The sequence below is a fragment of the Enterobacter cloacae complex sp. EB5 genome, assembly GCF_031432835.1.
Lineage (GTDB): Bacteria > Pseudomonadota > Gammaproteobacteria > Enterobacterales > Enterobacteriaceae > Enterobacter > Enterobacter hormaechei_C.
Map to the genome: position 1 here is coordinate 1829874 of NZ_CP133860.1, position 25626 is coordinate 1855499.

Annotated in this window: 24 protein-coding genes and 1 pseudogene; 10 read left to right on the forward strand and 15 right to left on the reverse strand. The window is 56.5% G+C overall.

Going from position 1 to position 25626, the window contains the following annotated elements:
* Positions 1 to 2: 2 nt before the first annotated feature.
* From mutM to radC, 4 genes are all read right to left on the reverse strand, one after another.
* A complete protein-coding gene (gene mutM / locus RHN82_RS08740; protein WP_047050370.1) occupies positions 3 to 812 on the reverse strand; it encodes a bifunctional DNA-formamidopyrimidine glycosylase/DNA-(apurinic or apyrimidinic site) lyase in 810 nt (269 codons plus the stop codon).
* A 72-nt stretch (positions 813 to 884) separates the two neighbouring features.
* Positions 885 to 1052 carry a 50S ribosomal protein L33 gene (gene rpmG / locus RHN82_RS08745; protein WP_003024094.1) on the reverse strand — a complete coding sequence of 56 codons (168 nt, stop codon included), beginning with the start codon at positions 1050 to 1052 and terminating at the stop codon, positions 885 to 887.
* Between the two features lie 22 nt (positions 1053 to 1074).
* Positions 1075 to 1311 carry a 50S ribosomal protein L28 gene (rpmB, locus tag RHN82_RS08750; protein ID WP_002436699.1) on the reverse strand — a complete coding sequence of 79 codons (237 nt, stop codon included), beginning with the start codon at positions 1309 to 1311 and terminating at the stop codon, positions 1075 to 1077.
* Positions 1312 to 1528: 217 nt separating this feature from the next.
* Complete coding sequence (gene radC / locus RHN82_RS08755; protein ID WP_006812419.1) at positions 1529 to 2194, reverse strand: RadC family protein; 666 nt, start codon at positions 2192 to 2194, stop codon at positions 1529 to 1531.
* Between the two features lie 173 nt (positions 2195 to 2367).
* Between radC and coaBC the strand changes: the two genes are divergently transcribed.
* From coaBC to slmA, 3 genes are all read left to right on the forward strand, one after another.
* Positions 2368 to 3579, forward strand: coding sequence for a bifunctional phosphopantothenoylcysteine decarboxylase/phosphopantothenate--cysteine ligase CoaBC (coaBC, locus tag RHN82_RS08760; protein ID WP_100245284.1), 1212 nt, complete (start codon positions 2368 to 2370; stop codon positions 3577 to 3579).
* Complete coding sequence (gene dut, locus RHN82_RS08765; protein ID WP_047050366.1) at positions 3557 to 4015, forward strand: dUTP diphosphatase; 459 nt, start codon at positions 3557 to 3559, stop codon at positions 4013 to 4015. The genes coaBC and dut overlap by 23 nt, the downstream gene beginning before the upstream one ends.
* A 121-nt stretch (positions 4016 to 4136) precedes the next feature.
* On the forward strand, positions 4137 to 4733 hold the full coding sequence (gene slmA, locus RHN82_RS08770; protein ID WP_003860901.1) for a nucleoid occlusion factor SlmA: 597 nt from the start codon (positions 4137 to 4139) through the stop codon (positions 4731 to 4733).
* Positions 4734 to 4815: 82 nt separating this feature from the next.
* Here slmA and pyrE read toward each other — a convergent pair whose 3' ends face one another.
* Entirely contained in the window at positions 4816 to 5457 is a 642-nt protein-coding gene (gene pyrE / locus RHN82_RS08775) for an orotate phosphoribosyltransferase (RefSeq protein WP_039269348.1), read from the reverse strand.
* A gap of 66 nt (positions 5458 to 5523) precedes the next feature.
* Positions 5524 to 6240, reverse strand: coding sequence for a ribonuclease PH (rph, locus tag RHN82_RS08780; RefSeq protein WP_015570044.1), 717 nt, complete (start codon positions 6238 to 6240; stop codon positions 5524 to 5526).
* Positions 6241 to 6365: 125 nt separating this feature from the next.
* Here rph and RHN82_RS08785 point away from each other — a divergent pair, with 125 nt between their 5' ends.
* On the forward strand, positions 6366 to 7229 hold the full coding sequence (locus RHN82_RS08785; protein WP_003860907.1) for a YicC/YloC family endoribonuclease: 864 nt from the start codon (positions 6366 to 6368) through the stop codon (positions 7227 to 7229).
* Positions 7230 to 7437: 208 nt separating this feature from the next.
* A complete protein-coding gene (locus RHN82_RS08790; RefSeq protein ID WP_015570045.1) occupies positions 7438 to 8055 on the forward strand; it encodes a trimeric intracellular cation channel family protein in 618 nt (205 codons plus the stop codon).
* Between the two features lie 26 nt (positions 8056 to 8081).
* Here RHN82_RS08790 and etk read toward each other — a convergent pair whose 3' ends face one another.
* From etk to ligB, 8 genes and pseudogenes are all read right to left on the reverse strand, one after another.
* On the reverse strand, positions 8082 to 10259 hold the full coding sequence (gene etk, locus RHN82_RS08795; protein WP_047050364.1) for a tyrosine-protein kinase: 2178 nt from the start codon (positions 10257 to 10259) through the stop codon (positions 8082 to 8084).
* A 22-nt stretch (positions 10260 to 10281) separates the two neighbouring features.
* Positions 10282 to 10725 (reverse strand): protein-tyrosine-phosphatase, encoded by a 444-nt coding sequence (locus RHN82_RS08800; protein WP_047050362.1) that lies wholly within the window; start codon positions 10723 to 10725, stop codon positions 10282 to 10284.
* The gene (locus RHN82_RS08805; RefSeq protein ID WP_047050361.1) at positions 10713 to 11846 is read right to left on the reverse strand and encodes a polysaccharide export protein; all 1134 of its coding nucleotides are present in this window, start codon (positions 11844 to 11846) and stop codon (positions 10713 to 10715) included. The genes RHN82_RS08800 and RHN82_RS08805 overlap by 13 nt, the downstream gene beginning before the upstream one ends.
* 46 nt (positions 11847 to 11892) lie before the next feature.
* Positions 11893 to 13983 (reverse strand): annotated as a pseudogene (locus tag RHN82_RS08810) (YjbH domain-containing protein); the annotation flags it as partial.
* Positions 13983 to 14720, reverse strand: coding sequence for a capsule biosynthesis GfcC family protein (locus RHN82_RS08815; RefSeq protein ID WP_047050359.1), 738 nt, complete (start codon positions 14718 to 14720; stop codon positions 13983 to 13985). The gene RHN82_RS08815 and the pseudogene RHN82_RS08810, both read right to left, overlap by 1 nt.
* Positions 14717 to 15361: a YjbF family lipoprotein gene (locus RHN82_RS08820; RefSeq protein ID WP_047050358.1), complete on the reverse strand. Its 645-nt coding sequence runs from the start codon at positions 15359 to 15361 to the stop codon at positions 14717 to 14719. The genes RHN82_RS08815 and RHN82_RS08820 overlap by 4 nt, the downstream gene beginning before the upstream one ends.
* A gap of 115 nt (positions 15362 to 15476) precedes the next feature.
* Positions 15477 to 15773 (reverse strand): hypothetical protein, encoded by a 297-nt coding sequence (locus tag RHN82_RS08825; RefSeq protein ID WP_017383628.1) that lies wholly within the window; start codon positions 15771 to 15773, stop codon positions 15477 to 15479.
* A gap of 707 nt (positions 15774 to 16480) precedes the next feature.
* Entirely contained in the window at positions 16481 to 18151 is a 1671-nt protein-coding gene (gene ligB, locus RHN82_RS08830) for an NAD-dependent DNA ligase LigB (RefSeq protein ID WP_047050357.1), read from the reverse strand.
* Between the two features lie 250 nt (positions 18152 to 18401).
* On the opposite strand from ligB, the gene gmk reads away from it, so the two are divergent.
* From gmk to recG, 5 genes are read left to right on the forward strand one after another with little or no spacing between them, the layout of a single operon-like run.
* Positions 18402 to 19025: a guanylate kinase gene (gene gmk, locus RHN82_RS08835; protein ID WP_006177710.1), complete on the forward strand. Its 624-nt coding sequence runs from the start codon at positions 18402 to 18404 to the stop codon at positions 19023 to 19025.
* 54 nt (positions 19026 to 19079) lie between these two features.
* Positions 19080 to 19355 (forward strand): DNA-directed RNA polymerase subunit omega, encoded by a 276-nt coding sequence (rpoZ, locus tag RHN82_RS08840; RefSeq protein WP_000135058.1) that lies wholly within the window; start codon positions 19080 to 19082, stop codon positions 19353 to 19355.
* Positions 19356 to 19374: 19 nt separating this feature from the next.
* On the forward strand, positions 19375 to 21489 hold the full coding sequence (gene spoT, locus RHN82_RS08845) for a bifunctional GTP diphosphokinase/guanosine-3',5'-bis pyrophosphate 3'-pyrophosphohydrolase (protein ID WP_003860921.1): 2115 nt from the start codon (positions 19375 to 19377) through the stop codon (positions 21487 to 21489).
* 4 nt (positions 21490 to 21493) lie between these two features.
* Complete coding sequence (gene trmH, locus RHN82_RS08850) at positions 21494 to 22183, forward strand: tRNA (guanosine(18)-2'-O)-methyltransferase TrmH (RefSeq protein WP_003860922.1); 690 nt, start codon at positions 21494 to 21496, stop codon at positions 22181 to 22183.
* Between the two features lie 3 nt (positions 22184 to 22186).
* The gene (recG, locus tag RHN82_RS08855; protein WP_017383630.1) at positions 22187 to 24268 is read left to right on the forward strand and encodes an ATP-dependent DNA helicase RecG; all 2082 of its coding nucleotides are present in this window, start codon (positions 22187 to 22189) and stop codon (positions 24266 to 24268) included.
* Positions 24269 to 24271: 3 nt separating this feature from the next.
* On the opposite strand, the gene gltS is transcribed toward recG, so the two are convergent.
* Positions 24272 to 25474: a sodium/glutamate symporter gene (gene gltS, locus RHN82_RS08860; RefSeq protein ID WP_006812438.1), complete on the reverse strand. Its 1203-nt coding sequence runs from the start codon at positions 25472 to 25474 to the stop codon at positions 24272 to 24274.
* Between the last annotated feature and the right edge of the window lie 152 nt (positions 25475 to 25626).

Here is a 25626-nt window from a genome sequence, read left to right on the forward strand (position 1 = left end):
CCCTACTTCTGGCACTGACGGCAGTAAAACGTGGCGCGCTGTGCGTGCTTCGTGGCAATAATCGGCGTCCCGCAGGCTCTGCACGGCTCACCCTTACGGCCATAAACCTGCAACTCCTGCGCAAAATAGCCCGGCTTCCCGTCGCTTTGCAGGAAATCCTTCAGCGTCGTCCCACCCTGCTCAATTGAACGCAGCAGTACCGCTTTAATTACTCTGACCAGCAGCTCGCACTCCTGCGCCGACAGCGAGGAGGCCAGCCGATTGGGATGGATCCCGGCGGCAAACAACGATTCGCTGGCATAGATATTTCCCACGCCCACCACCAGCTTGTTATCCATCAGCCAGGGTTTAATCGGGGTTTTCTTTTTCGCGCACTTCTCTTTGAGATAATCCGCGTTAAACGCCTCTGACAGCGGCTCAGGTCCGAGATGCGCCAGCACGTTGTGTCCTTCCAGCTCTTTGGTCCACAGCCATGCGCCAAAGCGACGCGGGTCGGTGTAACGCAGCACTTTGCCGTTACTCATTACCAGGTCAACGTGGTCGTGCTTTTCCGCAGGCAACTCTTCGGTGAGGATGCGCAGGCTTCCCGACATGCCCAGATGGATAATGATCCAGCCGTCAGGCAGCTCCAGCAGCAGGTATTTCGCGCGGCGCTGCACGCTCAGCACGGGTTTGTCGCTTAACGCGTGGATCTCATCGGACACCGGCCAGCGCAGACGCCCGTTGCGAACGACAGCATGAAGAATAGTCGCGCCGACCAGATGGGGCTCAATGCCGCGGCGGCTGGTCTCTACCTCAGGTAATTCAGGCATGGTTCCTCCGTTGAGATGCAGAATGCAAAAAACCCCGCAGTTGCGGGGTTTTTCAATACAAGGAGACTAAAATTATTTGATTTTAGCTTCTTTGTACAGTACGTGCTGGCGTACAACTGGATCGAATTTTTTCAGTTCCAGTTTTTCCGGCTTAGTACGTTTGTTCTTCGTGGTGGTGTAGAAGTGACCTGTACCAGCAGAAGAAACCAGCTTGATTTTCTCGCGAATACCTTTAGCCATGATTTATTTCCTCTTTAAGTACTTAGTACTTTTCGCCACGGGCACGCAGTTCGGACAGAACTGTATCGATGCCTTTCTTATCGATTACACGCATACCTTTAGCAGATACGCGCAGGGTGACAAAACGCTTCTCGCTCTCAACCCAGAAACGGTGAGAGTGCAGGTTCGGCAGGAAACGGCGTTTAGTCGCGTTCAGTGCGTGGGAACGGTTGTTACCGGTCACCGGACGCTTGCCAGTAACTTGGCAGACTCGGGACATGTCTATTCTCCAAAAATCAAATTAGCTCGAGCTTCGTATGGGGTATCGGCGCCTCGTCAGGCTTTACAGCCCGGTCATCGCATAGTTCTATTGAACTCTCGATTGCCAGGCCCAAATGCCAAACCCGAGATTCTCAAAGGTGGCGTAGTATACGCTGACTCGGCGGTGTGCTCAAGTCCCGAACAGACAAAGATCCCGATGGATCGCGAGAAAAGGCCTAAATCCAGCCACGTTCGGCAAAAGAAATGTACTCTCCGCGGCCAATTATCAGATGGTCCAGCACACGAATGTCCATGAATTGACAGCATTTGATAATACGTTCGGTAATTGCTTTGTCAGCTCTGCTTGGTTCTGCACAGCCAGAGGGGTGATTATGCGCGAGGATCACGCCGGCTGCATTCACTTTTATCGCTTCCCGCACAATTTCACGCGGATGCACCTCAACGTGGCTCAATGTTCCCGAAAAAAGGCGGGTATGTTTCAGTACCCGGTTTTTGTTATCGAGAAAGATCACCATAAAGATCTCCCGCTCCAGATCGGAGAGCTGGCTTTGCAGAAATTCGCGGGTCATGTCGGGGGTGAGGATCGGGTCTTCTTCCTCCATACGCACGTTGTAAAATCGCCGGGCCAGCTCGGCAATGCCCCGTAACTGGGCATATTTCGCCACGCCAATGCCCTCAACGTGCGTAAACGCCTCCAGCTCAGCGGTCAGCAATCCATACAGTGAACCGAAATGGTCTATCAGTTCTTTCGCCAGCGTAAATACCGTTTTCCCCGGCGTGCCTGTGCGTAAAAAGAGCGCCAGCAGCTCGTCGTCCTTTAACAACGTGACGCCATGACGCAGCATTTTTTCACGCGGTAGCAGCAGTTCAGTCTCTTCCATGCCCGGCCTCCTTCTGTTTGCCATTATGCTGCCACAGGCAAATTCGGGGCTCGACGCTGGCGTTTCGTTCTTGCGTAACGCCTCGCAAAGTGAATTAAGGACATCATCACCCCGTTTTAGGGATTGTGATAAAATGCCCGCTCTCTGGTGAAACCCAACAGGAAAGAATCATGATGAGCCTGGCCGGTAAAAAAATCGTTCTTGGCGTTAGCGGCGGTATTGCTGCCTATAAAACGCCAGACCTGGTGCGTCGTTTGCGCGAGCGCGGGGCCGACGTACGGGTCGCGATCACCGAAGGCGGCAAAGCCTTTATCACTCCGCTGAGCCTGCAAGCCGTCTCGGGATACCCGGTATCCGACAGCCTGCTCGACCCGGCAGCCGAAGCCGCAATGGGCCACATTGAGCTGGGGAAATGGGCCGATCTGGTTATCCTCGCACCCGCCACGGCAGATGTAATTGCCCGCGTGGCAGCCGGTATGGCGAACGATCTGGTAACGACCATTTGCCTCGCTACGCCTGCGCCCGTCGCGGTTGTGCCCGCAATGAACCAGCAGATGTACCGCAACGCCGCTACCCAGCACAATCTGGACACGCTGGCCTCGCGCGGCCTGCTGATTTGGGGACCGGACAGCGGCAGCCAGGCCTGCGGCGATGTGGGGCCAGGGCGTATGCTCGACCCATTGACGATTGTTGATATGGCCGCCGCCCATTTCTCCCCTGTCAACGATCTGCAACATCTCAACATCATGATTACCGCGGGCCCCACGCGCGAGCCGCTGGATCCGGTGCGTTACATATCCAACCACAGCTCCGGCAAAATGGGCTTTGCGATTGCTGCCGCGGCAGCCAAACGCGGCGCGAACGTCACGCTGGTGAGCGGCCCGGTGTCGCTTGCCACCCCTGCGTTTGTGCAGCGTATTGATGTAACGACCGCGCTGGAAATGGAAGCCGCGGTACAGGCGCATGCTCAACAGCAGCATATTTTTATCGGCTGTGCGGCCGTCGCTGATTACCGCGCCGAAACCATTGCCGACGCAAAAATTAAAAAGCAAGGTGATGAATTAACAATAAAAATGGTGAAGAACCCGGATATCGTTGCCGGTGTCGCCGCATTGAAAACTCATCGTCCTTACGTTGTTGGGTTTGCCGCAGAAACGAATAATGTGGAAGAATATGCCCGGCAAAAACGTACCCGCAAAAACCTCGATTTGATTTGCGCGAACGACGTATCGCTGTCCACGCAAGGATTTAACAGCGACAGCAACGCATTGCACCTTTTCTGGCAGGATGGAGATAAAGTCTTACCGCTTGAGCGCAAAGAACTCCTGGGCCAACAATTACTGGACGAGATCGTTACCCGTTATGATGAAAAAAATCGACGTTAAGATTCTGGACCCGCGCGTTGGCGAGCAATTTCCGCTGCCAACGTATGCCACCTCCGGCTCTGCCGGTCTTGACCTGCGCGCCTGTCTCGATGACGCCGTAAAACTGGCGCCGGGTGCAACGACCCTGATCCCGACCGGGCTGGCGATTCACATTGCTGACCCGTCACTGGCAGCGGTGATCCTGCCGCGCTCTGGCCTGGGCCATAAGCATGGCGTCGTGCTGGGTAACCTGGTCGGCCTGATCGACTCTGACTATCAGGGTCAGCTGATGGTATCCGTCTGGAACCGTGGCCAGGACAGCTTCACCATTGAGCCGGGCGAGCGTATCGCGCAGATGGTGTTTGTACCGGTGGTGCAGGCAGAATTTAATCTGGTGGCAGACTTCGACGCTACCGACCGTGGCGAAGGCGGCTTCGGCCATTCCGGGCGCAAATAACTGCCCGACAAACACGCATCTCACAGCGCCATAATGCAATAACAAACCGCAAACGTCAGTTTGCGGGTCGCTGTGTGGTTGCCAGCCTGACAAGTGCTTATTTTCAGGGGTATTTTGTAACATGGCAGAAAAACAAACCGCGAAAAGGAATCGTCGCGAAGAAATACTTCAATCTCTGGCTCTGATGCTTGAATCCAGCGACGGCAGTCAACGCATCACCACCGCAAAGCTGGCGGCCTCTGTGGGCGTGTCAGAGGCGGCGCTGTATCGTCATTTCCCGAGCAAAACCCGGATGTTTGACAGCCTGATCGAGTTTATCGAAGACAGCCTGATCACGCGCATCAACCTGATTCTGAAGGATGAAAAAGACACCAGCACGCGTCTGCGTCTGATTGTGCTGCTGATTCTGGGCTTTGGTGAACGTAACCCGGGTCTGACCCGTATTCTGACCGGCCACGCGCTGATGTTTGAACAGGATCGTCTGCAAGGCCGTATAAACCAGCTTTTTGAGCGTATCGAAGCCCAGCTGCGTCAGGTTCTGCGCGAGAAGAAAATGCGGGAAGGCGAGGGATATAATACGGATGAGACCCTGCTGGCAAGCCAGATCCTGGCATTTTGCGAAGGGATGCTCTCCCGGTTTGTGCGCAGCGAGTTTAAATATCGACCAACGGACGATTTTGACGCCCGCTGGCCGTTAGTGGCTGCTCAGTTACAGTAACGCCATCGCCGGATGGCGGCTTCGCCTTATCCGGCCTACGAACGGGTAGGCCCGGTAAGCGTAGCGCCACCAGGCAATTGAATTATACGCCAAACTCTTCGCGATACGCTTTTACCGCCGCCAGATGATCCGCCATCTCAGGCTTCTCTTCCAGATACGCAATCAGCTCTTTCAGCGTGATAATCGACGTGACCTTGCAGCCATAATCGCGCTCCACTTCCTGAATAGCAGAGATGTCGCCGCGCCCGCGCTCCTGACGATCGAGTGAAATCAGCACACCCGCAAGCGTTGCGCCGTTAGCCTGGATAATCTCCATCGATTCACGGATCGCGGTACCTGCGGTGATCACGTCATCCACCAGCATCACACGCCCCTGCAACGCACTGCCTACCAGATTGCCGCCTTCACCGTGGGTTTTGGCCTCTTTACGGTTAAAGCAGTACGGTACGTCGCGGTCATGGTGCTCCGCCAGCGCCACCGCCGTGGTGGTTGCAATTGGAATGCCTTTGTACGCGGGGCCAAACAGCAGGTCGAAATCAATCCCGGAATCCACCAGCGCTTCGGCATAGAAACGGCCTAACAGTGCCAGGTCGCGCCCGGTATTAAACAGTCCGGCGTTGAAGAAATACGGACTTTTACGCCCGGATTTCAGCGTGAACTCGCCAAACTTAAGTACCTGCTTGTTAAGCGCAAACTCAATAAACTGGCGCTGATACGATTTCATGGATTTGCTCCTTTGTCTTTTCAGTCTTACAGGCAAAAAAAAGGCGACTCATTGGTCGCCTTAAAATCAATTTTCTAACGCCGCTTTCTGCGTCGCTACAATAGATTCGATACCCCCTCGGGCCAACGCCAGCAAGGTGAGCAGTTCTTCGTGGGTAAATGGCTCGCCTTCTGCCGTACCCTGCACTTCAATGATGCGGCCATCTTCGGTCATCACCACGTTCATGTCGGTTTCTGCGGCAGAATCTTCAACGTATTCCAGATCGCAAAGCGCTTCGCCGTTAACGATACCAACGGAGACAGCAGCAACCATCCCTTTCATTGGGTTGGTTTTCAGCTTACCGGCGGCAACCAGCTTGTTCAGGGCATCTGCCAGCGCCACACAGGCGCCGGTAATAGAGGCCGTACGCGTGCCACCATCGGCCTGGATCACGTCGCAGTCCAGCGTGATGGTGAACTCACCCAGCGTTTTCAGGTCAACCGCGGCGCGGAGCGCACGCGCGATAAGGCGCTGGATCTCCATTGTACGGCCGCCCTGCTTACCTTTTGCCGCTTCACGGGCATTACGGGTATGGGTTGCGCGCGGCAACATACCGTATTCGGCGGTGATCCACCCCTGGCCCTGACCTTTCAGGAAGCGAGGCACGCCCTCTTCAATGGACGCGGTGCAAAGCACTTTGGTGTCACCAAACTCAACCAGCACGGAGCCTTCAGCGTGTTTTGTATAGTTACGGGTCAGGGTGACGGGACGCACCTGGTTGGCGCTACGACCTGCTGGACGCATGATGGATTCTCCGGCTTGAAACGAATGTGGCTGCGCATTATACGGATAAAGGACGCTTATTCCTATCCTGAGAAGCCCCTGAAAGCTATAATCCCCCCATCTCTCCTTTAAAAACGGGAATGTCTATGATCCGCAGTATGACCGCCTACGCCCGGCGTGAAATCAAGGGTAGCTGGGGTAGCGCTACCTGGGAAATGCGCTCGGTAAACCAGCGCTATCTGGAAACGTATTTCCGTATGCCGGAACAGTTCCGCAGCCTGGAGCCTGTGGTGCGTGAGCGTATCCGTACGCGTCTGACCCGCGGGAAAGTGGAATGTAACCTGCGTTTTGAGCCCGACGCCAGCGCGCAGGGCGAACTGATCCTGAACGAAAAGCTGGCAAAACAGCTGGTTAATGCGGCGAACTGGGTCAAAATGCAAAGCGATGAAGGCGAGATCAACCCGGTTGATATTCTGCGCTGGCCTGGCGTGATGGCCGCCGGAGAGCAGGATCTGGACGCGATTACCGCTGAGATCCTGGCTGCACTCGACGGCACGCTGGATGACTTTATCGTTGCCCGTGAAACCGAAGGCCAGGCGCTGAAAGCGATGATTGAGCAACGCCTTGAAGGCGTGAGCGCCGAAGTCGCTAAAGTGCGCGCTCATATGCCAGAAGTGCTGCAATGGCAGCGTGAGCGTCTTGTCGCCAAACTGGAAGAGGCGGAAGTCCAGCTGGAAAACAACCGTCTGGAACAAGAGCTGGTGCTGATGGCACAGCGTGTGGACGTGGCTGAAGAGCTGGATCGTCTGGAAGCGCACGTTAAAGAGACCTACAACATTCTGAAGAAGAAAGAAGCGGTAGGCCGCCGTCTCGACTTTATGATGCAGGAGTTCAACCGCGAGTCGAACACGCTGGCGTCTAAGTCTATCAATGCAGAGGTAACCAATTCAGCGATTGAGCTGAAGGTCCTGATTGAGCAGATGCGCGAGCAGATCCAGAATATCGAGTAATTCCTTTCAGGGTGGTGTTGCCTCGCACACCACCCATTAGTTTTTCTAATCCTTATTTAGCCTTACTTTCTTTTCCTCCCGCCTTATCACAAGCCCGCCATGCATGCGTTGATAAATTTCTGTAGGGCAAACCCCCTCGCCTTAGAAAATCTCAATCGTGATCTTCCGCACAAATCGCTACTCTCCTCCTCTTCATTCCGGAGGGTTTATGCTGCTTCACATTCTCTATCTTATTGGCATTACCGCAGAAGCCATGACCGGCGCGCTCGCCGCCGGACGTCGCCGTATGGACACCTTCGGCGTGATTATCATTGCCACAGCCACCGCGCTCGGCGGCGGGTCTGTACGCGATATCCTGCTTGGCCATTATCCGCTCGGCTGGGTCAAAAACCCTGAGTACGTCATTATCGTGGCAACGGCAGCCGTGCTAACCACGATTGTGGCCCCGGTGATGCCACATCTGCGCCGCGTGTTTCTGGTGCTGGATGCGCTTGGGCTGATTGTTTTTTCCATCATTGGCGCACAGATCGCTCTCGATATGGGTGAAGGCCCGGTTATCGCCACCATTGCGGCCGTGATCACGGGCGTGTTTGGCGGGGTGCTGCGGGATATGTTCTGCAAACGTATCCCGCTGGTTTTCCAGAAGGAACTGTATGCCGGCATCTCCTTTGCCGCGGCGGTGCTTTACGTCGCCTTGCAGCACTATGTCACCAGCCACGATGTGGTGGTTATCTCCACCCTGCTGTTTGGTTTCACCGCACGTATGCTGGCATTGCGCCTGAAGCTGGGTCTGCCCGTTTTTCATTACAAACACAATGCGCATTAATGTCAGAACGGGCAGGCACCGGATAATCAGTTACTCGAATAGTTGTAACCGTAATGATGATAGCCGTAGCCGTAAGCGTTGCTTGCCCGCTTAACGACGCCATTGAGAATCACCCCTTTGGTATTGACGCCACTCTGCTCCAGACGCTGTACACAGACCAGCATCTCCTTCACGCTGTTCATCCCGAAGCGGGCGACCAGCAGTGTGGTGCCTGCGCGACGGCCGATAACCGCCGCGTCGGTGACCGCCAGGATCGGTGGCGTATCGATAATCACCAGATCGTAGCGTTCATTCGCCCAGTCCAGCAGCTGCTGGAAACGCGTATGCATCAGAAGCTCCGCCGGATTAGGGGGGATCTGCCCGCGCACGATGGTATCGAACCCGCCTTTATCGAAGGTCTGAACGCCCTGGGTAAACTCCGCCTTACCGGACAACATCTCCGATAAGCCGCAGGTATTGTCGAGCTTAAACAGATCATGGGCATACCCGCGACGCATATCCGCATCAACATAGAGCACTTTCTGGCCCGCCTGCGCCACGACGGCCGCCAGAGTACTGCTGACAAAGGTTTTACCACTGTCAGGCGTGGCGCCAGAGATCATCAGTATATTGTTCGCTGACTCCATCATCGCAAAATGCAGACTGGTGCGCAGGCCGCGAATTGCCTCCACGGAAAGATCGACCGGGTTATCCGCCGCCAGGAAGGGGATATGTTTGGTCTTATGGCGCAGCCCTGAGGACATAAAGTCTTTTTTGCGCAAACGCATCTTTTTAGCCAGCCATTCCGACAGCGGTACGGTGGCATAGACGTTAATCCCGTGCTCCTCCAGCTGCTCCGGCGTTTCAATGCCCATACGCAGCATACTGCGCGCCAGGATCCAGCCCGCAGAGACGAACAGACCCAGGAGAACCCCCAGAACGACGACCAGCGCTTTTTTCGGCTTGACTGGCTGCGGCCGGGTCACGGCCGGATCGATAATGCGGACGTTACCAATTGCGCTCGACCGGGCGATGCTCAGCTCCTGTTCGCGGTTAAGCAGCTGCTGGTAGATAACGCGTCCCGACTCCACATCACGGCTCAGGCGCAACACCTCCTGCTGGGTTGACGGCATGGACGATACCCGTTTATTCAGGCGGTTTTTTTCCTGCTCCAGCGTCTGGCGTTTCTCAATCAGCGCCCGGTAGGTGGGGTGATCTTTTTTGTAGAGCTGCGAAATTTCCGCTTCCCGGAAGGTCAGTTCATTGAGCTGATTGTCCGCATTCACAATCTGCTCCAGCACCGCTTTTGCCTCCAGGTTCAGGTCAACGGAGTCGTTTTGCTGACGATAGCGATTGAGCTTCTCCTCGGCCTGGTCCAGCTCGCTGCGCACCTGCGGAAGCTGCTGCTTCAAAAATTGCAGGCTTTTCGCATCCTGCGCCGCCTGGCGAGCCACGTTCTGTTGTAAATAGTTGTCGGCGATGCAGTTAAGCACGCGGGCTATCTCGTCAGGATCTTCCCCCGTGATGGTCAGGCCAAGCATCCCGCTGTCCTTGCTGCGCTCGCTCACGGAAAAACGCAGCTGTAGCGCGTCAATGGCCTCCAGCTCGCTCTGCTGTGTAATCGTAAATTGCGTACCCGGCTTCGCCTGGATATCGGCAATGGTAATGGCGATATTCGCCGCGCTCAGCGGCTGTCCCACAACGCCCTGTAACGTCACGTTATCGCCTTCCAGCTGATAGTGGCCCTTCTCGCCGACGGTCAGCGTCAGCTTTTGCGCCCGGCCCGCGACAGGGGGAAGATTGAGCATACTGACATCGACGATGCCAGGCTGTTGTCCGGTGAGCCGCGCCCAGCCGCGTCCGACAAGGGGAAAATAGTCTTCACTTACCTGCGTGCGCAGGTTCAGGTCATCAATCGTTTTACCGAGGATCATGCGCGACTGGAGAAGCTGAAGCTCCGGCGCCGACTCCGGCGAGGAGTCAGGGATGAACTCGCTAAGGTTACTGAGTAGCGCGTTGCCCTGCTTCTGTTCCACCTGTATCAGCGCATCGGCCTGATAAACCGGCGTGGCAAAGAGCGCATAAAGCAGTGCCGCCAGCGTGAACAGCGCGGTAAGGATGAGAATAAATTTTCGGTGGTCGAGCAGCTCACCCAACAGGCGCACAAGATCGATCTCGTTATTCGCGGCAGACGCATCATGGGCGTGAAGGTTATTTGTTGACATAAAACGTAACTATCCCGTGTGATTAACTGAGCCGTTTCGCCCATTCCAGACTGGCCTGCTCCAGCAGCCCATAAACATATTCAAATGCGTCCCGGTTTTTACGGTAGGGGTCCGGGATCTCTTTTCTGCCCGTCCAGTGACCAAAGAGCATCATTTTGCCGCGCGCCTCCGGTGCGATAGCCGTGACCTGCTCGATATGTTCCAGCTCCATCGCCAGAATCAGATCGTAGTCGCGCACCATGGCGGCGGTGAGCCTGCGCGCAACGTGGCCCTCAAGCAGGGTGCCGCGTTCGGCGGCGATCTCTGTCGCCTGTGAATCGGCGGTGCGCCCTTCCAGGCCACAAATTCCCGCTGAATCGACCCGGGCGGTGGGAAGCAGCCGGCGCAGCAGCCGTTCTCCAATGGGGGAGCGGCAGATATTGCCGGTACAGATCACCAGGATGGCGTTAAACGTTAGTTTGGCCATGTTCTGATATATCTCCCTGTTTCAGTCAGGTCATGTACGCCGGTAATGGTCGGCACAAGCTGAGAGATCACGCGGTTCCAGCGCACCAGCGGCGCGGTGGTGACATAGACGATGTCGTAAGGCTCAAGCTGAAATTCGGTGCTCAACACCATCGCGGTGGCATCCCGGGCGTTAAGCTGGTAGATGTTGGCGATTTTGCCGTTCTGCTTGCCCTGCAACGGACGAATCACAAAGATTCCGGTGGCGTCGGCCATATCCTGATTCACGCCCTGGGCATTACCCAGCGCTTCCGCCAGCGTCATGCCGCTACGGTCCATCTTCAGGGTGCTCTGTTTACCCACCTCGCCCATGACAAACACTTTCAGGTCGTCATTACGGGGAATGAAGAGAATATCGCCCGGATAGAGGAGTTTGTTCTGGGTGAGATCGCCGCGCTGCATCAGCGCGTAGAGCGAAATGTGCGTATCCTGGCCGTTATGGGTCAGCACCACGTGGCGCCAGTCCGCCTCTGACGTCAGGCCGCCTGCCGCATTGATCGCATCCATTATCGTCAGCGGAATGTTGGTGATGGGCTGCTGGCCAGACTTAGCCACTTCGCCCGTCACGTAGGCTTTTTGCGAGCGGAACGCCGCGACGCTGACATCCACCTGCGGGCTCTCAATCACCGAGTCCAGCCGGGCGGCGATCTCATCGCGCACCTGGGCCAGCGTTTTGCCGACGACGCGAATTTTGCCGATATAGGGATAGAAGATCGTGCCATCGGCATTCACCCAGTTGCCCGTATCGCTGGCGCTACGGTACTGACCTGCGGGGGTGGTCAGCTCCGGGTGGTCCCAGACGGTCACCATCAGCACGTCGCCGACGCCGATGCGATATTGGTAGTTCTGGAGCTGGCGATCCAGTTCAGGATTCGCGCGGGAGTCGACTTTGCCAGGCAGCAACTGCTCCACCAGCCCCGGCGTGAGCGGATAGACGTTGACCATCTTATTCAGATCGTAATTGCTGTCAGGCAGATCGATAATATCTTTGCCCTGGGTGCTAAGTCCCTGGCCCGGTACGATAGTACAACCGCTTAACGCCATCATAGCCAACGCAAGCACGGAAAATTTAACGTTTTTCATTCAGGAAAATCATCTGGTTAAGTAATGCCTGTTTCATCCGGTAATACTGCCCTACCGGGGTTTCGCGTTCTGACGTCATGTCATAGAGCTGATATTTACGGCCTAACATCTGGCCGCCATCACGCGTGAGAGGCGTCCACGAGACCACCGCCCGGTTGCGATTTGGGCCGATCGTCATCAGATCAAGCGGGATCGAGATGTAGAAGCCTTTGCTAAAGCCACCTTCGCCATAATCCTCTTTCGAGACGTTGGTCAGCGCCGCCCAGACGCCTACCGTCACGCCGCTGTCAAATCGCTTCGCGACGTCGAGGGTGGCGCCTTTATCCTTCGCCAGGTACTGCCCGACGCTCAGCTTCATCAACACACTGTTGAGCTTCGCCGGGTTCCAGTAGGCGGTGATAAATCCGGTTGGCGCGCTGTAGTCGGTAAAGCGCATCATGTCGTCCCAGTCGCGCTGCTTGACGTAGTTCGCATCCACGCCCAGCGCCCAGTCGCTATCCAGCGGGCGCCAGAGCGCCTCTGCTCCCACGCCGCCGTACATGGTTTCGAGGTAGCCGCCATAAATCTGGGCATAGAAGCCGTGCCCCAGCGCATCGACATAGCTGGCCTGTAAGTTGTTGATGTGTAAGTCATTTCTGACATAGTCGCGAATATGGGTTCTGACGCGCGGCAGGCTGGAGTCAGCGGGAAGCAGCGAGGATTTGAACTTGTCGTAGTTGTTATAGAGGTTGGCGAACACGCCGCCGTCGAGCAGCAGACGATCGGTCAGCCAGTAGCTGGCGCTGGCCATCACCCCCACCTGGAACATATAGAAATCTTCCGGACCGCCCAGCGACTGCGCCAGCGTCGGTTTGACGCTGTAGCTGAAGCGATCGGCGCGAATACGGTAGCCGCGCCCGAACACTGTGGTATCCACAGGCTCGACGCGCTGCTGCCTGAGCGCCTCCTCCTGGCCGAGCGGCTGTCCCGCCAGCTGTTTGCGCAGGCTGGCGACATCGGTTTGCGTCGTGACCAGCGGCAGATGGTCACGCTGCTGGGTGATAGCGATCGTGTCGACCCCGTCGGGCAGGTTATTGATCAGAATACGGTTGGCGCGATCCACCGCTTCGCGCGGATCGCGATAGCGATACTGTTCGCCGGTCATGTATAAGGTATTGCCGTGCTGAAGGATCTCCGGCGCATCGAAGCCTGCGTTGTACTTAAGCGCGGTGAGCTGGTTTGCCGCCGAGGTATAGTCCAGCGTCTCGCCTGCCGGTGCCGGTTGCCAGGCCGGTTTCGGGTTATCACGCAGCGCGGGGCGCAGATCGTTAAAGTTGGTCCGCAGGGTGAAGCCAAACATCAGCGTATTGCCGCGCTCGTAGCTGAGGTTGAGATCGGCCCAGTCGGCAACGCGATAGACCGCCCCCACGTTAATATGGCTCGACTGCTTAATGGAGCCGGCAAAATCATCGGCATAATTGTTGCCGTCATACTCGATCTTCAGGCGCAGGGGCTGCCAGGGCGTCTGATACTGGAGGCCGCCAAACAGCGACGCCGGGCCACGAAACATATCGCTAAAGCTGATATCTCCGGCATCATGCGACTCGCCGCGGGTGCAATATTTATTGTTGTCGTGGCAAAGCGGGTTGCCCACGTTGTCGCTATTACCGGGATATCCCCAGGCTATTCCAAAGGTAAAATCGACCGGTCCGGCCATTTTGCTGGCAACCAGATATTCACCGTCGAACAGGCCGGTACCCGCAATATCGCGCTTGCCGAGCGCTACCTGCGGCAGGCTATAGTCCTCTTCCCACAGACGAACCTTAAAGTCGAACGACTTATCCTTGTAGCTTTGATCGCCGCTGAAATCCTCGTCGCTGCTGTATTTGCGGGTGCGGACGTCGGTATAACGAATTGTCCCTTCCAGCCACGGGAAGAGCACGACCGAAGAGGAGTAAAAACGGTACTGGTTGTTATCGCGGTAGTTGACGCTGAATTCCCCTTCCCGGCCAAAGCGCGCGTCGGGCATTTGCATCAGGCCGGTGCCGCCAAAGTCGGACTGTGACGGTCCGGTCGGATCGGGCCAGGTACGCAGCTCCGCGTGGCAGGCAGAAGAGATCGCCAGAGCAAGGCCGCTCAGTAAAAAAAGTTTGTTCATCAGTCAGGTATCCGCCGCGTCAGAAGCGCAACGATTTGCTCATTCAGACCGGTAAAATCGTCCGGCACCGCCCGGGGATCAAACCCCACCCACAGAACAGCGCCCGGCTCTGCTTCAATATGGCGTGCATTCCAGTACGCCACTGGCGCAACAACCGTACTGCCGTCAGGATCGATAACGGTCACGTGATTCCTGTCGGCGCCAGCCAGCCGCAGCTGCCCCTGTAAGTAATCCCTGATGCTTGCGCCCGGTCGCCAGGCCAGTTTCCCCGGCGTGGCGACCGCCCCCATCAGCGTGACAGTGCGGGGCGCAGGCGAGAGCCACAGATCGTAACGGCCCTCAAGGGAACGATCGCCGCGGGCGTCGGTACGCACGGCGTCTGGATCGAGGCTGACAAACTGCCGCCCGACGATCCGCAGGGAGCGGATCTGTGCAGCGACAGCGTGAATGGTCGCGATCCGCTCGTCATCGGCGCGATTCTGCCAGGCTGAAAGCGACGCCAGCACCTGCTGTTGCGTCTGTTGCGCGCGCCGCGTGGCGGAAGGGGTTGCGATGACAGCGCCCTGCCACCAGACGTTGCTCAGCTGCGGCTGGGTGACCAGCCGGGAGAGCGTATCGGCCGGTTCAGCAGACCACGTTTTGCCCGGCTGATGCACGGTAACGACGCTTGCGCATGAGGCGGACAGGCTGAAGAGAGATAGCCCTACGCCAGGTAACCATTTTCTGAGTCTGTTCATGGGGCGGGCTTCAACATCGTCATGGCGACAGGGAATACGCCCGCGCCGAGCATCTGTTCGCTCTGGCGTACCTGCCCGGTGGCGGAATCAATCCAGAAGGTGTTATACCAGCGACGATTGAGGCCATCGGCCTGCACCATCTCCTGCCAGACCTGACAACGTAGCGTGTTTCCGGCAAGGGTCAGGTTTTCAATCCCGCTCAGGGAGAAGCGCGAGGTCAGGTGTGCGGAGCGATACCGCCCCTCTTCCTGCCAGCGCACATCGCGCGACCACTGGCTGCCGTCGCGGAGCTGCGGCGTGTGGCGCAGCGGATCGTGCTCAAGGTTGGTTACCTCAAGCAGGTTATAAGGAAGCTTGAGCGTGTGGATAAGGCGACCGTTATGCGTGACGATCATTGCATTATCCTGCGATAACCATTTACTGTTTCCCTGTTCGATGTATCCGAGAACCACCAGGATCCTCGGGCCATTATCCAGACGCAGGTACATGGTTGAGTATGGGAGCGCCTGAATCTGCCCGTCCGTTACCGTCACATCCTGGCGCCCGTCCAGGCTGGCGTTAAAGGTCTCAATAATGCTCTGCTGGCTCGGCGTACATCCCTGGATCAGCAGAGTCATGATGAGCAGAATAAACAGTCTCACCAGAAATCCTTGATTAAATAACATTGAAATCAATTAAATACCCGGCTTTGCTGTCGCCACCGGGTCAAGTCGTTGCGCTGTTCAGCGCAAGGCTATATCGCCTTGCGCACCAGCCTTAGCGGGTAACTGTCGTCGTGGAAGTACCATTGCCTGAGTCATCGCCACTGTCGCTTGCCGCGACAACGGCTAACGTCGCTACGCCGGCAATCGCAGCGGTGGTGACAACAGCGGTTGTCCCAATCGCGCCTGCCGCCAGTCCTCCCGTAGTGCCAGCGGTAGTTCCCACCGTTGCTCCGGTTGTTGTACCGGTTGTTGCTGCGCTGGTGCTACCTGCTTCGGTGGTAGCGCCTATAGCAGGCAGGGCAGTCGCCAGCGTGAGTGCCGTCAGCACTGTACAAAGCGTCCTTTTCATTTTTGGTCCTCATTCAAATGAAGGAAAATATGAGCACCTGGAAACCAGGTCCCGGTTAACGGGCATAAAGCCCGGGGCTGAATTCCGGCCCGACAGGGACGGAAAATCATCCATGTAAAAGCCCTGGGCTCTGAACACCAGCGCATATAAACCGCCAGGATATATTTCGGTACCCTTAATTGCTTCAATTGGAGTTCAGGTAGTTAACTCCCTCACGGGGTGCAAAAAGAAAGGAAAACGCAGAAGTGATGCGAAATGCACCCCAGCGGTAACTACCTTAAAAATTTTGGATAAGATAATTCTTATAATAATTTGACGCAATGATTTCCGGCAGAATAAATATGACCAATTGTTAACCAGGAAAAACTCAACATATTATTAATAAAACAGTTAAGTGACTGAAATTAAAAACAACACCTCGTTCAGCATACAGGCTACATTACCCATAACCCCTTCATTCCCGACTATTGCTCTCAATTAAAAGTGATTGAGATCAATTAAGCCGATCTCTCGAAGAAAATAAAAACGCAAGCAGAGCAAATCCTGAAATCGGGATCGGGAATAATATTTCCTAAAAATATATTCATCATGAATGATTCATTTACATTCATAATTATTGCGTATATAAACCGCGTCTCATAAATACGCTATTTCACGGCAGCGAAAGTGTTTGCCCCCTCACCAGTTTGTTCAGGAGCGCATGCCGATTAAAATCCACCGATGTGCTCTGCGGCCAGCCATTTTGCCAGGGCATCAATCTGAGGCTGATGTAGCCAGTTTACGATCTGGCGGGCCTTCTCCTGCCCGACACCCGGCAGCATCCGCCACTCCGCTTCGCTTCGCTGACTCAGCGCCTGCCAGGTGCGATCCCCTGCCGCCTTGAGCGTCGACCGGGCCAGCGGTATTCCCATCGCGGTGATCCAGCGGATAAAAGGACGCTCCCGCGCCAGGTTAAACTGATGCCACAGCGCAGCGCCATGCGATGCCGATATCCCCGGCGTCGCGGTGAGCTGCGCCTGCGTGAGCTGTAGCCAGGAGAAGAGGTGCTCAAACCGATGCGCCTGATAGAGGGTCCGCCATCCTGATTCGCCCACTCCTTCGATATCTAACGCCTGCCTGGAACTTAGCCACGTCAGCCGGGCAAAAAATTGCTCCATGCACTCCGGGGAGGCATAGAAACAGGTTAAGCCGTTATAGCGCGATGAGGGCGGCTGCGGTTTACTGCGATCCACATTGCGCCACACCACGTTATCCAGCCGGGGAATACCTTGTCCCGCCAGGCTTACCAGCACCTGATCGCCGGGGGCAATATCCAGCCTCTGCCAGCGGTTAACCGACCCTAAGCTGACGCGCTGTACACGTTTATCGTCGAGCATCAGCGGCTCAAGCTGCGCAATCGCGGTGATCCGCCCGGTACGGCCAACGGTAAAGTGAATCGCTTTGACTTCCGTCACCTGGGCCACAGGAAGGTATTTCCATGCGACGACCCAACTCCCTTCCCCCGGTAGCCATCGCTCGCCCGGCGGCTCTGCCGAGGCGCGGACCACAATGCCATCCGTGGCGAAGGGCAACGAAGCCTTAAACCAGGCCGTCCGCTGCGCCTCCACGTCAGCCGCGTTTTTAACCGGCAGGGTATAGCGGGCCGTCAGGGTAAAACCTGCCTCCGCCAGCGCGGAAAGGCGTGCTTTCATCGCTTTTGGGCCGTTCGGCCAGGCCCAGATAAAAATGCCTGTCTGCTTCAGCGCTGCGCGATCGGTCGCGCGCATCATCGCTCCCGCTACCTTCGCACGCGCGTTCATCCCCCCCATCCGCTGCTGGATATGCCCCTCGCGCAGCAGAAAAAGTTCACCCTGCAACACGCTGTTGGCAAGCGGCCCGGCCAGCGTTTGCGGAATAGCGGGGATCATTCGCGCCTGTGCCGTCCACTCTTCCCCCTGTAAGCCGTCGCCCCGGCTAATCGCCTGCGCCAGCTTGCCGTTTTTGTAGATCAGGGTGACCGCAACACCATCCACCTTTGGCTGTACCCAGAGATCCTGCTGCGTCGCCATCCAGCGGCTAAGCGCCTGCTTGCTTTCTACCTTATGCACGCCGGTATGGGCGAAGGGATGTTTCACCGTCCCACTGGCGGCTGGAAGATCGTCGTGCAGCGGTTCATCGTGAAAACAGCGCTGCCACTGTTTTAAGCGGGCGTTAAGCCTGTCGTAAACGTCGTCACTCACCTCGCTGCTGCCCTGCTTCCAGTAATCTTCATTCCAGCGGGTCAGCTGCGCCTTCAGGGCCGCGATCTCCTGCCCGGCTTTAGCCGGTGACCAGACCGGGCAGATTGCCATCGCCCCGCTGCTTAAGAAGATCATCAGTATGCTTATCCATTTCACCATTATTACCCCTCCCTGTTTTGCGAAGGGTATACCCTGCCCGGGAGCCGCAGACCAGCTGCAAAATTGCATTTTACGAGCGCGCTTCAGCGCATTGTTTTTATTGCAGCAAAAGGAAGGTAAAAGCTGAAAACGGCACGCAAAATTTAATCATCCAGGGGAAAAAGTGTGACAAAGGCTACGTCACACAGCGGCGACGTGTATAATAAGCCCGTATGTAGGACTTCTTCGTTAACACATACAAAAGACTCTCATGGCTCAAGGCACGCTTTATATTGTTTCTGCCCCTAGTGGCGCGGGTAAATCCAGCCTTATTCAGGCACTGTTAAAAACCCAACCGTTGTACGATACGCAGGTTTCTGTTTCTCACACCACGCGAGCACCGCGTCCGGGTGAAGTGCACGGTGAACACTATTTCTTTGTGAATCACGACGAATTCAGAGCGATGATTGGCAGAGACGCGTTTCTTGAACACGCAGAAGTTTTCGGTAACTACTACGGTACTTCGCGTGAAACCATTGAGCAGGTTCTGGCGACCGGCGTGAACGTGTTCCTGGATATCGACTGGCAGGGCGCGCAGCAAATTCGTAAGAAAATGCCTGATTCGCGCAGTATCTTTATTTTACCGCCATCGAAAGATGAACTGGATCGCCGCCTGCGTGGTCGCGGCCAGGACAGCGAAGAAGTTATCGCGAAGCGTATGGCGCAAGCTGTTGCAGAAATGAGCCATTACGCGGAATATGATTACCTTATTGTGAATGATGATTTTGATGCCGCGCTGAGCGATCTCAAAACTATCCTTCGCGCAGAACGTCTGCGTATGAGCCGCCAGAAGCAGCGACATGACGCATTAATCACCAAACTGTTGGCAGACTGAACCCACTTTCAGTATCATGCCCAGTCATTTCTTCACCTGTGGAGCATTTTAAGTATGGCACGCGTAACTGTTCAGGACGCTGTAGAGAAAATTGGTAACCGTTTTGACCTGGTGCTGGTCGCCGCGCGTCGCGCTCGTCAGATGCAGGTAGGCGGTAAAGATCCGCTGGTACCGGAAGAAAACGATAAAACCACCGTTATTGCACTTCGCGAAATCGAAGAAGGTCTGATCAACAACCAGATCCTCGACGTGCGTGAGCGCCAGGAGCAGCAAGAGCAGGAAGCCGCTGAATTACAAGCTGTTACCGCTATTGCTGAAGGTCGTCGTTAATTAAACCTGCGGGTCGCCCTTGTATCTGTTTGAAAGCCTGAATCAACTGATTCAAACCTACCTGCCTGAAGACCAGATTAAGCGTCTTCAGCAGGCGTATCTCGTTGCACGTGACGCTCACGAGGGCCAGACACGTTCAAGCGGTGAACCCTATATCACGCACCCGGTAGCGGTGGCCTGTATTCTGGCCGAGATGAAACTCGACTACGAAACGCTGATGGCCGCCCTGCTGCATGACGTGATTGAAGATACCCCTGCCACCTACCAGGATATGGAACAGCTGTTTGGCAAAAGCGTTGCCGAGCTGGTGGAAGGGGTCTCTAAGCTTGATAAGCTGAAATTCCGCGACAAGAAAGAGGCGCAGGCCGAAAACTTTCGCAAGATGATCATGGCGATGGTGCAGGATATCCGCGTCATTCTCATCAAACTTGCGGACCGCACCCACAATATGCGCACGCTGGGCTCACTACGCCCGGATAAACGTCGCCGCATCGCCCGTGAAACCCTCGAAATCTACAGTCCGCTGGCGCACCGTTTAGGTATTCATCACATTAAAACCGAGCTGGAAGAGCTGGGTTTTGAGGCGTTGTACCCGAACCGCTATCGCGTAATTAAAGAGGTGGTGAAAGCCGCTCGCGGTAACCGTAAAGAGATGATTCAAAAGATCCTCTCTGAAATCGAAGGGCGTTTGCAGGAAGCGGGTATTCCGTGCCGCGTGAGCGGTCGCGAAAAGCATTTGTACTCTATCTACTGCAAAATGGTGCTCAAAGAGCAGCGTTTTCACTCGATCATGGATATCTACGCGTTCCGCGTGATCGTCCACGACTCAGACACCTGCTATCGCGTGCTGGGGCAGATGCACAGCCTGTACAAGCCGCGTCCGGGGCGCGTCAAAGATTACATCGCCATTCCTAAAGCGAACGGATACCAGTCTTTGCATACCTCCATGATTGGCCCGCACGGTGTTCCTGTTGAGGTGCAGATTCGTACCGAAGATATGGATCAGATGGCGGAGATGGGTGTCGCGGCGCACTGGGCTTATAAAGAGCACGGCGGCGAAAGCAGCACCACCGCGCAAATCCGCGCCCAGCGCTGGATGCAGAGCCTGCTGGAGCTGCAACAGAGCGCAGGTAGCTCGTTTGAATTTATCGAGAGCGTTAAATCCGATCTCTTCCCGGATGAGATTTACGTTTTCACACCGGAAGGGCGCATTGTCGAACTGCCTGCGGGCGCGACACCGGTCGACTTCGCTTACGCCGTGCATACCGATATCGGCCATGCCTGCGTAGGTGCCCGCGTCGACAGGCAGCCTTATCCGCTGTCGCAGCCGCTTTTCAGCGGACAGACGGTGGAGATCATTACCGCGCCGGGGGCACGTCCTAACGCCGCCTGGTTGAACTTTGTCGTGAGCTCAAAAGCGCGCGCAAAAATCCGCCAGCTGCTTAAAAACCTCAAGCGCGACGACTCCGTTAGCCTGGGGCGTCGTCTGCTCAATCACGCGCTGGGTGGTAGCCGCAAACTGGCAGAGATCCCGCCAGAAAACATTCAGCATGAGCTGGAGCGTATGAAGCTCGCCTCGCTGGATGACCTGCTGGCAGAGATTGGCCTCGGCAACGCCATGAGCGTGGTCGTGGCGAAGAACCTGCAACAAGGCGAAACGACAGCCGTTCCTGCCACCACGCAAAATCATGGTCACCTGCCGATCAAAGGCGCTGACGGGGTGCTCATCACCTTCGCCAAATGCTGCCGTCCTATCCCGGGCGACCCGATTATTGCGCACGTCAGCCCAGGTAAAGGGCTGGTGATCCACCACGAATCCTGCCGTAACATCCGTGGCTATCAGAAAGAGCCTGAGAAGTTCATGGCAGTCGAGTGGGATAAAGAGACGGCGCAGGAATTTATCACTGAAATCAAGGTGGATATGTTCAACCACCAGGGTGCACTGGCGAACCTGACGGCAGCGATCAACACGGCCTCGTCCAACATTCAAAGCCTGAATACGGAAGAAAAAGATGGCCGCGTTTACAGCGCCTTTATTCGCCTGACCGCCCGTGACCGCGTGCATCTGGCGAATATTATGCGCAAGATCCGCGTGATGCCGGATGTCATTAAAGTCACCCGAAACCGAAACTAGCATTATGAATTCAAAACGTTACGAGCGAATCTGCGAAATGCTCGCCAGGCGTCAGCCTGATCTGACGGTCTGCATGGAGCAGGTCCATAAACCTCATAACGTCTCTGCTATCGTCCGCACCGCAGATGCCGTCGGCGTGCATGAAGTCCACGCCGTCTGGCCAGGTGCACGTATGCGCACCATGGCCTCCACCGCCGCAGGCAGCAACAGCTGGGTATCCGTGAAAACTCACCAGACTATTGGTGAGGCGGTCTCGCACCTGAAAGGGCGTGGCATGCAGGTTCTGGCAACCAACCTCTCTGCTAAAGCCGTGGATTTCCGTGAGATCGACTACACCCGTCCAACCTGCATTTTAATGGGCCAGGAGAAAACGGGGATCACGCAGGAAGCACTGGATTTGGCCGATCGGGACATCATCATTCCAATGATCGGCATGGTCCAGTCACTCAACGTGTCGGTCGCCTCGGCGCTGATCCTGTATGAAGCGCAGCGCCAGCGTCAGAATGCCGGAATGTACGAGCGCAGCAACAGCATGCTGCCGGAAGAGGAGCAGCAGCGCCTGCTGTTTGAAGGTGGCTATCCGGTGCTGGCTCGCGTTGCGAAGCAGAAGAAATTGCCTTACCCCCACGTCAACGCGCAGGGCGAAATTGAAGCCGATGCCGAGTGGTGGTCCACCATGCAGTACGCGGGGTAAATCATGAAAGGCCGCCTGCTGGACGCCATACCGCTCAACAGCCTGACGGGCGTGGGCGCGGCACAAAGCAGTAAACTGGCGAAGATAGGCCTGCACACCGTGCAGGATCTCCTGCTCCACCTCCCCCTGCGTTACGAAGACCGTACCCAGCTTTATAAAATTGGCGATCTGCTGCCCGCTATTTACGCCACCGTTGAAGGGGAAGTGCTGAACTGCAACATCACCTTTGGCGGACGCAGAATGATGACCTGCCAGATCAGCGACGGCACCGGCATTCTCACCATGCGCTTTTTCAACTTCAATGCGGCAATGAAAAACAGCCTTGCCACTGGACGACGCGTACTTGCGTACGGTGAAGCCAAACGGGGCAAATACGGCGCGGAGATGATCCACCCGGAATACCGCGTGCAGGGCGATCTCAGCTCACCTGAGCTACAGGAGACGCTCACGCCGGTCTATCCAACCACTGAAGGCATTAAGCAGGCTACGCTGCGCAAGCTCACCGACCAGGCGCTGGAGCTGCTCGATACCTGCGCCATTAACGAGCTGCTGCCGCCGGAGCTGGCACAGGGCATGATGAGCCTGCCGGAGGCGTTGCGCACCCTGCACCGTCCACCGCCAACGCTTCAGCTTGTTGATTTAGAAAGCGGTAAACACCCCGCCCAACGGCGTCTTATCCTTGAGGAATTACTGGCTCACAACCTGAGCATGCTGGCTCTGCGCGCAGGTGCGCAGCGTTTCCACGCGCAGCCATTAAGCCAGCGTGATGAGCTCAAAGATAAGCTGCTGGCCTCACTGCCGTTTAAACCCACCGGCGCCCAGGCGCGGGTGACTGCCGAGATCGAACGCGATATGGCGCTGGATGTGCCAATGATGCGCCTGGTGCAGGGCGACGTGGGTTCCGGGAAAACGCTGGTCGCCGCGCTGGCCGCTTTGCGCGCCATCGCCCACGGTAAGCAGGTGGCGCTGATGGCGCCGACGGAACTGCTGGCCGAGCAGCACGCCAACAATTTCCGTAACTGGTTTGCCCCGCTGGGAATTGAAGTGGGCTGGCTGGCCGGGAAGCAGAAGGGCAAAGCGCGCCTTGCGCAGCAGGAAGCCATTGCCAGCGGGCAGGTGCAGATGATTGTCGGCACACACGCCATTTTCCAGGAACAGGTGCAGTTTAACGGCCTGGCGCTGGTCATTATCGACGAACAGCACCGCTTTGGTGTTCATCAGCGTCTGGCGCTGTGGGAGAAAGGTCTGCAACAGGGCTTCCACCCGCATCAGCTGATCATGACCGCCACGCCGATTCCGCGCACCCTGGCGATGACGGCCTACGCCGATCTGGATACCTCCACCATCGACGAACTCCCCCCGGGCCGTACGCCGGTGACGACGGTCGCCATTCCGGACACGCGCCGCAGCGATATCATTGACCGCGTGCGCAACGCCTGCACCCAGGAAGGGCGTCAGGCTTACTGGGTCTGTACCCTGATTGAAGAGTCTGAGCTACTGGAAGCGCAGGCTGCCGAAGCCACGTGGGAAGAGTTAAAGCTCGCCCTGCCGGAGCTGAACGTCGGTCTGGTTCACGGACGCATGAAGCCTGCCGAGAAGCAGGCGGTGATGCAGTCGTTCAAACAGGGCGAGCTGCATTTACTCGTTGCGACCACGGTCATCGAAGTGGGCGTGGACGTGCCGAACTCCAGCCTGATGATTATCGAAAACCCGGAGCGTCTCGGCCTGGCGCAGCTCCACCAGCTTCGCGGGCGCGTCGGCCGTGGCGCGATCGCCTCTCACTGCGTGCTGCTCTACAAAGCCCCGCTGTCGAAAACCGCGCAGATGCGTTTGCAGGTATTACGCGACAGCAATGACGGCTTCGTGATTGCGCAAAAAGATCTGGAGATCCGTGGCCCGGGCGAACTGCTGGGCACGCGTCAGACGGGTAACGCCGAATTTAAAGTGGCGGATTTGTTGCGCGATCAGGCCATGATCCCCGAAGTACAACGCCTTGCACGTCATATTCATGAACGCTACCCCGAACAGGCGGCAGCGTTAATTGAACGCTGGATGCCGGAAACCGAGCGGTATTCCAACGCCTGACGGTCAGCCAAACATCGGCAGCATCAGGTAGAGCTTAATGACCAGCGCGTTGACGATATCAATGAAGAATGCGCCCACCATCGGCACCACCAGAAACGCCATGTGCGACGGGCCGAACCGTTCGGTGATCGCCTGCATATTCGCGATGGCCGTTGGCGTCGCTCCCAGACCAAACCCACAGTGGCCCGCAGCCAGTACCGCCGCATCATAGTTTTTGCCCATCATGCGCCAGGTAACAAAGATGGCATACAGCGCCATGAACACGGCCTGTACCGCCAGGATCGCCACCATCGGCAGCGCCAGCGAGGCCAGTTCCCACAGCTTGAGGCTCATCAGCGCCATCGCCAGGAACAGCGACAGGCTGACGTTCCCCAGCACGGACACCGCGCGTTCGAAGACGCGGTAGAAGCCCATCTGCGCCAGACCGTTGCTCAGGATCACCCCGATAAACAGCACGCAGACAAAGGTTGGCAGTTCGAAAGCCGTTCCCGCCAGCCATTGCGCAACAATTTTGCCCACGGTAAGGCAGATGGCAATCATGGCGATGGTTTCAATCATCACCAGCGAGGTGATGCTGCGGCCAACGTCCGGTTTTTCAAATGCCGTCGGCACCATTTCATCGTCTGGCCTGCCTTCCGGCGTGGTGGAGTGTTTCACCAGATAGCGCGCCACCGGGCCGCCAATCAGCCCGCCAAGTACCAGGCCAAAGGTCGCGCAGGCCATTGCCACTTCCGTTGCGTTTTCAAAGCCATAGCGTTCGATGAACAGCTTGCTCCACGCCGCGCCCGTTCCGTGGCCGCCTGACAGGGTAATCGACCCCGCCAGCAGACCCATCAGCGGATCCAGCCCCAGCAGCGACGCCATACCGATGCCGATGGCGTTTTGCATCAGCAGCAGGCCCACCACAACAATCAGAAACACGCCCAGCACCTTGCCGCCCGAACGCAGGCTTGCGAGGTTAGCGTTCAGGCCGATAGTGGCAAAGAAGGCCAGCATCAACGGATCTTTCAGGGACATATCAAAATCGATTTCCCAGCCCATGCTTTTTTTCAGCACCAGCAGGGCCAGCGCCACCAGCAATCCACCGGCGACAGGTTCAGGAATGGTGTACTTTTTCAGAAAGGAAACACTGTGTACCAGCTTGCGACCAAGCAAAAGAACCAGCGTTGCGGCAACAAGGGTCGACAACGTATCGAGATGAATCATAAAAGGCTCCTGTTATGCGCGTGTTCCATACACACGCGGCGTTATCCTGGGCCGGGTGATGCTCGTCATGAGCCGCCGGCGCGAAAAGTGTAATTTTTTTTTCCTGTTCGTTGTAGAAAACCTGCTCACACCGGCAGATTTTCTCTCTTTTT

What these genes read in the sequence shown, in the direction of transcription:
- recG (WP_017383630.1), top strand. Translation starts at nt 22,187, where the DNA reads ATGAAAGGCCGCCTGCTGGACGCCATACCGCTCAACAGCCTGACGGGC.
- dut (WP_047050366.1), top strand. Translation starts at nt 3,557, where the DNA reads ATGATGAAAAAAATCGACGTTAAGATTCTGGACCCGCGCGTTGGCGAG.
- rpoZ (WP_000135058.1), top strand. Translation starts at nt 19,080, where the DNA reads ATGGCACGCGTAACTGTTCAGGACGCTGTAGAGAAAATTGGTAACCGT.
- mutM (WP_047050370.1), bottom strand. Translation starts at nt 812, where the DNA reads ATGCCTGAATTACCTGAGGTAGAGACCAGCCGCCGCGGCATTGAGCCC.
- gltS (WP_006812438.1), bottom strand. Translation starts at nt 25,474, where the DNA reads ATGATTCATCTCGATACGTTGTCGACCCTTGTTGCCGCAACGCTGGTT.
- RHN82_RS08800 (WP_047050362.1), bottom strand. Translation starts at nt 10,725, where the DNA reads ATGGCCAAACTAACGTTTAACGCCATCCTGGTGATCTGTACCGGCAAT.
- RHN82_RS08785 (WP_003860907.1), top strand. Translation starts at nt 6,366, where the DNA reads ATGATCCGCAGTATGACCGCCTACGCCCGGCGTGAAATCAAGGGTAGC.
- etk (WP_047050364.1), bottom strand. Translation starts at nt 10,259, where the DNA reads ATGTCAACAAATAACCTTCACGCCCATGATGCGTCTGCCGCGAATAAC.
- RHN82_RS08790 (WP_015570045.1), top strand. Translation starts at nt 7,438, where the DNA reads ATGCTGCTTCACATTCTCTATCTTATTGGCATTACCGCAGAAGCCATG.
- rpmG (WP_003024094.1), bottom strand. Translation starts at nt 1,052, where the DNA reads ATGGCTAAAGGTATTCGCGAGAAAATCAAGCTGGTTTCTTCTGCTGGT.
- ligB (WP_047050357.1), bottom strand. Translation starts at nt 18,151, where the DNA reads ATGGTGAAATGGATAAGCATACTGATGATCTTCTTAAGCAGCGGGGCG.
- rph (WP_015570044.1), bottom strand. Translation starts at nt 6,240, where the DNA reads ATGCGTCCAGCAGGTCGTAGCGCCAACCAGGTGCGTCCCGTCACCCTG.
- rpmB (WP_002436699.1), bottom strand. Translation starts at nt 1,311, where the DNA reads ATGTCCCGAGTCTGCCAAGTTACTGGCAAGCGTCCGGTGACCGGTAAC.
- trmH (WP_003860922.1), top strand. Translation starts at nt 21,494, where the DNA reads ATGAATTCAAAACGTTACGAGCGAATCTGCGAAATGCTCGCCAGGCGT.
- slmA (WP_003860901.1), top strand. Translation starts at nt 4,137, where the DNA reads ATGGCAGAAAAACAAACCGCGAAAAGGAATCGTCGCGAAGAAATACTT.
- gmk (WP_006177710.1), top strand. Translation starts at nt 18,402, where the DNA reads ATGGCTCAAGGCACGCTTTATATTGTTTCTGCCCCTAGTGGCGCGGGT.
- RHN82_RS08825 (WP_017383628.1), bottom strand. Translation starts at nt 15,773, where the DNA reads ATGAAAAGGACGCTTTGTACAGTGCTGACGGCACTCACGCTGGCGACT.
- RHN82_RS08815 (WP_047050359.1), bottom strand. Translation starts at nt 14,720, where the DNA reads ATGAACAGACTCAGAAAATGGTTACCTGGCGTAGGGCTATCTCTCTTC.
- pyrE (WP_039269348.1), bottom strand. Translation starts at nt 5,457, where the DNA reads ATGAAATCGTATCAGCGCCAGTTTATTGAGTTTGCGCTTAACAAGCAG.
- radC (WP_006812419.1), bottom strand. Translation starts at nt 2,194, where the DNA reads ATGGAAGAGACTGAACTGCTGCTACCGCGTGAAAAAATGCTGCGTCAT.
- coaBC (WP_100245284.1), top strand. Translation starts at nt 2,368, where the DNA reads ATGAGCCTGGCCGGTAAAAAAATCGTTCTTGGCGTTAGCGGCGGTATT.
- RHN82_RS08805 (WP_047050361.1), bottom strand. Translation starts at nt 11,846, where the DNA reads ATGAAAAACGTTAAATTTTCCGTGCTTGCGTTGGCTATGATGGCGTTA.